This is a genomic window from Ruminococcus sp. RTP21204st1_B2_RTP21204_210225 (assembly GCF_040914135.1).
Classification (GTDB): domain Bacteria; phylum Bacillota; class Clostridia; order Oscillospirales; family Ruminococcaceae; genus Hominimerdicola; species Hominimerdicola aceti.
In genome coordinates this window covers 20869-27469 of sequence record NZ_JBCPGA010000035.1, presented here as the reverse complement: position 1 = coordinate 27469, position 6601 = coordinate 20869, and the positions used below count along the sequence as shown (strand labels likewise).

The following is a 6601-nucleotide window of genomic DNA, read 5'->3' as shown; positions in this document are numbered from 1 at the left end:
GTGTGATATATTAAAGCCCGTGGGCTTCCATATCGAGGGAATCCACGGGCTTTGTTGCGCTTTTTTTACAGCGCCTTCTTTATATAAGCTCGCCAAACGAGAATTTGCCGTTTTCCAGTATCAGATAGCTGTGTGTTGAATTTTCTTTCGGTATAGATACTGAACCCGGATTTATGTAGGTGTAATCGCCGCAGTCTTTAATAACAGGTACATGGGTGTGACCGTGAAGAAGAATGTCGCCCTTTGAAAGTGGTGGCAGATTTGTGCAGTTGTATTTGTGTCCGTGAGTAGCAAATATTCTCAAATTGTCACAGCATATATAAGCATATTCCGCCATAACAGGGAAGTCAAGCACCATTTGATCGACTTCTGTGTCACAATTACCACGTACGCACAGAAGCTTGTCTTTTAGCGGATTGAGCATGGCTATCACCTGCTTTGGTGCATATTCCTTTGGAAGGTCGTTTCTTGGTCCGTGATAGAGAATATCACCCAAAAGAATTAGTCTTTCCGCACCGTTTTGCTCAAAGGCTTCAAGCATTTTTTTGCACCAGTAAGCCGAACCATGAATGTCTGACGCTATCATAAGTTTCATATTTTACACTCCTTTATTTAATGATCTCAGATGCAAGCTTGTGCAAAGACACATACTCTGGCTTTATTTTGTTATATATATCGCAGCCTTTTTCCTTTTTGAACTCTTTTACCATTCTGATATAAAGCTGCTGTTTTGTTGTGGCGTCAATGACTGCTTCTCTTATAAGTGCCAGTTCGTCTTTGTTGCATTTGCCGTCGAGTAGCTCATCAAGTTTTACGGATAGTACATCATGGTAAACAACCTTTTCAGTTTTCTGAGCCGTCATCGTTTTATCTTCATCAGCGGTGCATGTATTTTCGGATTCCTGTAGTCCTTTAAGTCGCAGATATCTTGGCCTGAGAAGCTTGTAAAAATCTGTAGCCTGCTTTTTATATACCTTTGCAAGAGAATTGTGAAGCTCCTCTTTTGTGTTAGACTCAGCTATAAGTTTGCTGATCTCTTCTATTTGCTCTTCGCTGCAAATGTTTGCAAGTATGCTTTGGAGATCGTTGTTTTTTTGTGTGGTACACTTTTTTCTATCCTTTTTCACTTTGACGATAGTTTCAACAACAGGATCACTTTCTACTTCGACAATATCAGGTGCACAGGCTTCTGGTTCTTCTTCGACCTCTTCTGTATTACCATTCATATTTTCGTTTAGTGTAACAGAATAATCTATAGCCGCAGGCTCTGTGCTTGGCTCGTCAGTTTCGTCAAGGGTTATCACTGATTCTGCGTGAACTTCTGCTTTTTCTTGTACTTCCTCAGTATATTCAGCTACAGGCTCAGCTATATCATCAGGTTCACTGCTTTCGTTTGTACCGACCTTGTGGTTTGCAAAGTTTATTGCCGTTTGTATCGTTCTAGTTCTGTAGACCATAGCATTTGGACTGTCAACATACTTTCCGTGCCAGAAATCATGAAGAAAGTCAAAACCTCTGTCATTGCTGATAACAAAAATATTCGTATAAGTATCCTTGGCTACCAAATAACCCAGAAGTGTTGAAAGCTGAAAATCCAGGGCATTTTTGCCACCAACATTTACCTTGAAGTATTCAATATCAGCCTTTGATGTAAGGACTTTTTGGTGCATTTCAAAGTTAATGGTATCGGAATTTTCACTGTAAAAAATTATTACGGTATCAGTTTCAGTTAAATTGTCTATGCCTTGAAGTCCTTTGGATTTGACATTTTCAAAGTCTACCAAATAAATTTTCATGTTAATTTATCCTTTCTTTCTGTGTCGAATAAGTGTAGCAGCAGCGATGACTACTATAAGTCCGCCTGTCGCCGTTGCTGTCATAAGTATGGCATTTTTGCCTTTTTCATCGTTCTCACTGCTGTCAGGAACGACCTCCTCATAGGTATAAGTTTTTGTCCTTAACGCCTTGTCTATACAAGAAGCAATAAGTGCATGACCTTTTTTATTAGGGTGTATATCAAAGTCATTTATGTTGGTAAGTTCCTTTCCGTGACCGCTGAATTCACTAAAAACATCTGCCACTATGTATCTCTCATTTTCATCTTCGTCAGTGGAGTGTTCTTTGATAATGTTGTTAAGTTTTGAAATTTTATCCTTCGACATACTCTGGAAAACAGCAGCCGCAGTGAAATTATCCAGCGGGTCATATAGTGTCTGAACAATTATTTCACCCTTACTTTTAGCTTCAACAGCGTTAATTATATCATCTAGAGTGCTCGTAAAATTTTTCAGCGCCTTATCCATATCATCAGACATATCCTTCATATCCATTGCAATGCCAATAATATCCTTGGTTTTATCCATCAAATCAGACAATGTGCTTTTAGAAGTAATGCCCAGATCGTTCATCAAAAAATCTATGAAAAGACCAAGAATGTCATTGCCACCTATGGATATAATAACAGCGTCGCTGTCTGCAAGGTCAGCGTCAAATTCGCCTGAATTAATGCGGTCAAGAAGCTGTTGTGAAGTGTCGCCCACAACAGCAGAGTTCACAAGCTTACAGCCGCCAGCGTTTTTAAGCTCAGCGTCATACTGGTCGTGAAGAAGATTTGCATAAGACGCACAAGAATATCTGTTTTCACTGTAGCCTTCCAGACCATAGCCAGCGGCGATTGAATCCCCAAGCACAAGTATATTAGGCGGAACATTTACTTCATGCTTTATAACTTCAGCGTTACAGGCAAGAGGTGTGGCACATGCCATAACGGTTGCCGTGAAAAAAGCCGTTAATTGTTTTAACATCTTATCATCTCCTATATGAGTATATTAACCTTATTATATAATATATTGTACCACATTCAGGACAATTGTACAACATATTTTTTTGAAATTTCTTGACTTTTTTAGTGTGTTGTGATAATATATAATAAAAGAATATGAAATCAGTTTGGAAAGCGAGATTTATTATGACTGACTATTATTACCCTGTCCTCAGCGATGAAACGAGCCTGCCTTTGTATGTGCTTGGAATCGGTGCGAGAGATAGAGAATTTCATTTTGTAAGAGAAGATGGCTATCCTAATCATCAGATAATATACTGCACTCGTGGTCAGGGTCACATTATATTTGATGGTCATGAGTATGATATAAAGCCGGGGGACGCATTTTATCTCCCGCCTTCTGTGCCGCATGAGTATTATCCTGTTGGTGATATATGGGAAACCCACTGGATAACCTTTGAGGGCAGGGAAGCAATTGAAATTCTCAAGCATATCAAGCTTGAGAAGGCTAAAGTGTTTCACATAAATGATATCAATGCTGTTGATGCCATATTTAAGAAGATACTTTATCTTATGAAGACTAATTACTACTACTGTGGTCACCAGTGTTCGGCATATCTATATCAGTTTCTTATTGAGCTACACAGAGTCGTAAACCTACAAAATGGTAGTCAGGACGGACAAAAACTCAATCAGCTGCAGCCTGTAATTGATTATATTGATAAGAATTTCAGAAAAGAACTTACACTTGTGGAGCTTGCTGATCTTATTGACCTTTCACCGCAGTATCTTTGCAGACTTTTCAAGGAGTGTCTTAGTCTAAGACCTTTTGAGTATCTAGCAAGAAAGCGTATACAGCAGGCAAAGCTGCTTTTATTGGAGGATAAGCTTAACATCAATGAAATCGCTGCGGAGGTAGGTTATAACGATTGCAGTTATTTTTGTGCGGTGTTCAAAAAGCATGAAATGCTTTCCCCTGCAGAATTTCGTTCTCTTCATAAAAAAGCAGGTAATTAAAAATACGATGCCCCACGGAAAATGGATCCGTGGGGCTTTTTTTTATAATATAGTTCCGCCTCCGATAACGTATTCACCGTCATAGAAAACCACTGCCTGTCCCTTTGAGATAGCTTTATGAGGTTCTTTAAAAGTCACGAGTACCTTGCCATCATTCATTGGTGAAACTGTACATTCAGCGTCCTTTTGATGATAACGTGTCTGAGCAGTGCAGGTTATAGGCTCTGTGAGGGTGTCAAACGGAATAAAGTTCACATCTCCTGCCGCAAGGCTGTCACTGTATACTTCATCAGCCTTTCCCATAATAAGCCTGTTATGTTCCATATCTTTTGTAACAACGAAAAGCGGTTCGCTATATGAAATGCCTACGCCCTTTCGCTGTCCAATAGTATAGTGTATCAGACCTTTGTGTTTACCAAGCTTTGTGCCGTCAGAAAGAACGATATCTCCCGACTGCTGTTCACCGCAGCGTTTTGTGATAAAGCCTGCGTAATCACCGTCAGGGATAAAGCAGATGTCCTGAGAGTCAGGCTTGTCTGCATTTATAAGCTTGTTTTCTTCTGCGATATCACGGATCTTGTCCTTGTGCATCTCGCCAACGGGGAAGAGAGTGTGAGCAAGCTGTTCCTGCGTCATACTGTAAAGCACATAACTTTGATCCTTTGACCTGTCAGGTGAGCGTTTCAGAAGCCACCTGCCTGACTTTTCGTCAAACTCTCTGGTAGCGTAATGCCCCGTAGCGATATGGTCAAAACCCAGTAGCTTTGCACGCTCATAGAATTTTGCGAATTTCAGATGTTTGTTGCACTCGATACACGGATTAGGCGTGCCGCCTGCCAGATATGTATCAACAAAATTGTCTATAACATAGTGCTTAAAATCATCAGAAAAATTGAATACATGGAAATCAATGCCTAGTTTAAAAGCAACAAAACGTGCGTCCTCTACATCATTGAGAGAACAGCACGTTCTTGTTTTATCCAGACCGATGTCCTCATTGCTGTAGAGCCGCATGGTAGCCCCTGCCACGTCATAACCCTCATCAAGAAGGAGCTTGACCGAAACAGAGCTGTCAACGCCGCCGCTCATTGCCACAAGAACTTTATCAGCCATTGCAGTTCTCACAATCAGGAGCAGACTGCTTACCTACGAACGGAGTTGGATCGATACCCTGTCTTTTATAGTAGTCAGAAACCGCAGCCTTCATAGCCTCTTCGGCAAGAACAGAGCAGTGAAGCTTTGCTGGTGGAAGACCGTCAAGAGCTTCAACAACCGCCTTGTTTGTAAGTTTCAAAGCGTCTTCAAGCTTTTTACCTTTTATCATTTCTGTAGCGATAGAAGATGTAGCAACAGCCGCACCGCAACCAAAAGTCTTGAACTTAACGTCAGTTATAACGCCGTCATTGACCTTGATGTACATTTTCATTATATCTCCGCACTTGGCGTTTCCTACCTCGCCGACACCGTCAGCATCTTCAATCTCGCCGACATTTCTCGGATGCGCGAAATGATCCATTACCTTTTCGCTGTATATCATTTTTTATTCCTCCTAATCAAGTGTATAGTCGTGAATATTCTCAGTTCTGCAAATTCTTTCCCAAAGTGGTGACATACTTCTCAGGTGCTTTACGATTGGTGGAAGAACCTCAAGAATATAATCAACATCTTCCTCTGTGTTCTCGTCATTGATAGAAAGTCTGAGTGAGCCATGTGCTACTTCATGTGGCAGACCAAGTGAAAGCAGAACGTGTGACGGGTCAAGTGATCCGCTTGTGCAGGCTGAACCTGATGAAGCTGCAACGCCCTGAAGATCAAGTGAAAGAAGCAGGCTCTCGCCCTCTACTCCTCGAACAGATATGTTTACATTTCCTGCAAGTCTGTGTTCTGTGTCACCATTAAGTCTTGACTCAGGTATCTTGAGCAGACCCTCGATAAGTCTATCTCTCATTTTTCTTACACGCTCGTTCTTTGCAGGGATATCCTTTACAGCATCAGTGATAGCAACGCCGAGAGCCACGATAGAAGGTACGTTCTCGGTACCTGCACGCTTATTTCTCTCCTGTGCTCCACCGTAGATAAGGTTTGGAAGGTTAATGCCTGTTTTTACATAAAGCGCGCCAACACCCTTTGGAGCGTGGAGCTTATGTCCTGAAAGTGAGAGCATATCAATGTTCATATCTTTAACATTGATATCAATATTTCCCACAGCTTGAACAGCGTCAGTATGGAACCATACGCCATGCTTGTGGCAAACTTCACCGATCTCAGCGATAGGCTGTATAGTACCGATCTCGTTGTTAGCTGTCATTATTGTAACAAGGCAGGTATCATCACGGATAGCGTCCTCGACCTGTTGTGCAGTAACAAGACCCTTGTCACCTACAGGAAGATATGTTACCTCAAAGCCAAGCTTTTCGAGATACTGACAAGTGTGCAGAACTGCATGATGTTCAAAAGCAGTTGTGATGATATGCTTCTTGCCCTTTTTTTCTCCAAGCTGTGCACAGCCTCTTATAGCCCAGTTGTCAGACTCAGAGCCGCCAGCAGTGAAATAGATCTCGTTGACCTTCGCACCAAGAGCGTTTGCGACCTGTTCTCTTGCTTTAAGAACGGCTTTTGCGCATTCCATTCCCAAAGAATATATACTTGACGGATTTCCGTATAGCTCAGTGAAATAAGGCAGAGCGGCGTCAAGAGCTTTCTGAGATACTCTAGTCGTAGCTGAGTTATCTGCATAGACAAATCTCTTTTCCAATTAAATCATACCTTTCATATATAGATTTACTATTTTATTATATACTT

The 6601-nt window shown here is 41.3% G+C and carries 7 protein-coding genes; 1 reads left to right on the top strand and 6 read right to left on the bottom strand.

Going from position 1 to position 6601, the window contains the following annotated elements; all coding sequences use genetic code 11:
* Positions 1–79 precede the first annotated feature (79 nt).
* Genes yfcE through AB5123_RS10940 form a run of 3 tightly spaced genes read right to left on the bottom strand, consistent with a single transcriptional unit; the run spans position 80 to position 2804 of the window.
* A complete protein-coding gene (yfcE, locus tag AB5123_RS10950; RefSeq protein WP_195249208.1) occupies positions 80–595 on the bottom strand; it encodes a phosphodiesterase in 516 nt (171 codons plus the stop codon).
* A 13-nt stretch (positions 596–608) separates the two neighbouring features.
* A complete protein-coding gene (locus AB5123_RS10945; RefSeq protein ID WP_265290477.1) occupies positions 609–1796 on the bottom strand; it encodes a PIN domain-containing protein in 1188 nt (395 codons plus the stop codon).
* 6 nt (positions 1797–1802) lie between these two features.
* Positions 1803–2804 carry an SGNH/GDSL hydrolase family protein gene (locus tag AB5123_RS10940; RefSeq protein ID WP_022288415.1) on the bottom strand — a complete coding sequence of 334 codons (1002 nt, stop codon included), beginning with the start codon at positions 2802–2804 and terminating at the stop codon, positions 1803–1805.
* Positions 2805–2968: 164 nt separating this feature from the next.
* Here AB5123_RS10940 and AB5123_RS10935 point away from each other — a divergent pair, with 164 nt between their 5' ends.
* On the top strand, positions 2969–3799 hold the full coding sequence (locus tag AB5123_RS10935) for an AraC family ligand binding domain-containing protein (protein ID WP_117856409.1): 831 nt from the start codon (positions 2969–2971) through the stop codon (positions 3797–3799).
* A gap of 42 nt (positions 3800–3841) precedes the next feature.
* Here AB5123_RS10935 and mnmA read toward each other — a convergent pair whose 3' ends face one another.
* The 3 genes from mnmA to nifS are packed head-to-tail and all read right to left on the bottom strand — an operon-like array spanning position 3842 to position 6554.
* Entirely contained in the window at positions 3842–4912 is a 1071-nt protein-coding gene (mnmA, locus tag AB5123_RS10930) for a tRNA 2-thiouridine(34) synthase MnmA (protein ID WP_368364819.1), read from the bottom strand.
* A complete protein-coding gene (gene nifU / locus AB5123_RS10925) occupies positions 4905–5336 on the bottom strand; it encodes a Fe-S cluster assembly scaffold protein NifU (RefSeq protein WP_022288418.1) in 432 nt (143 codons plus the stop codon). The genes mnmA and nifU overlap by 8 nt, the downstream gene beginning before the upstream one ends.
* Before the next feature lie 12 nt (positions 5337–5348).
* Positions 5349–6554 carry a cysteine desulfurase NifS gene (nifS, locus tag AB5123_RS10920; protein ID WP_038671763.1) on the bottom strand — a complete coding sequence of 402 codons (1206 nt, stop codon included), beginning with the start codon at positions 6552–6554 and terminating at the stop codon, positions 5349–5351.
* Positions 6555–6601 lie beyond the last annotated feature (47 nt).

Bases quoted from the DNA above. Each gene is read 5' to 3' on its own strand.
- AB5123_RS10940 (WP_022288415.1), bottom strand. From the start codon at position 2,804: ATGTTAAAACAATTAACGGCTTTTTTCACGGCAACCGTTATGGCATGT.
- AB5123_RS10945 (WP_265290477.1), bottom strand. From the start codon at position 1,796: ATGAAAATTTATTTGGTAGACTTTGAAAATGTCAAATCCAAAGGACTT.
- AB5123_RS10935 (WP_117856409.1), top strand. From the start codon at position 2,969: ATGACTGACTATTATTACCCTGTCCTCAGCGATGAAACGAGCCTGCCT.
- nifU (WP_022288418.1), bottom strand. From the start codon at position 5,336: ATGATATACAGCGAAAAGGTAATGGATCATTTCGCGCATCCGAGAAAT.
- yfcE (WP_195249208.1), bottom strand. From the start codon at position 595: ATGAAACTTATGATAGCGTCAGACATTCATGGTTCGGCTTACTGGTGC.
- mnmA (WP_368364819.1), bottom strand. From the start codon at position 4,912: ATGGCTGATAAAGTTCTTGTGGCAATGAGCGGCGGCGTTGACAGCTCT.